The organism is Streptomyces katrae (assembly GCF_000966975.1).
GTDB lineage: Bacteria > Actinomycetota > Actinomycetes > Streptomycetales > Streptomycetaceae > Streptomyces > Streptomyces katrae.
On record NZ_JZWV01001727.1, the window covers coordinates 1 to 708 of the forward strand.

1 protein-coding gene is annotated in these 708 nt (G+C 69.6%); it reads right to left on the reverse strand.

All coding sequences use genetic code 11. The features are described 5' to 3' along the window. Positions 1-20: 20 nt before the first annotated feature. On the reverse strand, positions 21-629 hold the full coding sequence (locus VR44_RS40330; protein WP_045952673.1) for a LysE family translocator: 609 nt from the start codon (positions 627-629) through the stop codon (positions 21-23). Positions 630-708: the final 79 nt, after the last annotated feature.

Genomic DNA, 708 nt, shown 5'->3' on the forward strand with positions numbered 1-708 from the left:
CCCCCCGCCTTCACCCCGCCTCAGCGGGCCACGCCCAGCCCGACCCCGAGCCCCACCAGCACCGACCCGATCGCCCGGTTCAGCGCCTTCTGCGCCCGCAGCATCCGCTCGCGCAGCGCCGAGTGGGAGAAGAACAGCGCCACCGCCCCGAACCACACCAGGTGCGCCCCCGACATGAACAGCCCGTACCCGGCCTGCCGCCACGCCGCCGTGTCCGGACCCACCACCTGCGTGAACGTGGAAACGACGAACAGCGTCGTCTTCGGATTGAGCACATTGGTCAAGAACCCCGACCTCAGCGCCCCCAGCCGCGTCAGCTCCGGCTTCGACTCCAGGTCCACGGTCAGCTCGGCCCGCGCCCGGAAGGTCCGGATCCCGATCCACACCAGGTACGCGGCCCCCGCCAGCTTGATCGCCGTGAACAGGGCGGTCGAGGAGGCGATCAGCAGCCCCACCCCGAGCATCGTGTACGAGACGTGCACCAGCACCCCCGCCGCGACCCCCGCGGCCGCGAACAGGCCCGTGGACCTCCCGTACAGATAACTGTTCCGCACGACCATCGCGAAGTCCGCCCCCGGACTGACGACGGCGAGCAGCGTAATGACGGCAACCGCGATCACTTCTGTCATGCACGGATGCTCACCACACCCAGGCGGCGGATCAAGACCCCCTCAAGCGACAATGGACCGGTGTCCAGCTCTCCCCGCC

What these genes read in the sequence shown, in the direction of transcription:
- VR44_RS40330 (WP_045952673.1), bottom strand. Translation starts at nt 629, where the DNA reads ATGACAGAAGTGATCGCGGTTGCCGTCATTACGCTGCTCGCCGTCGTC.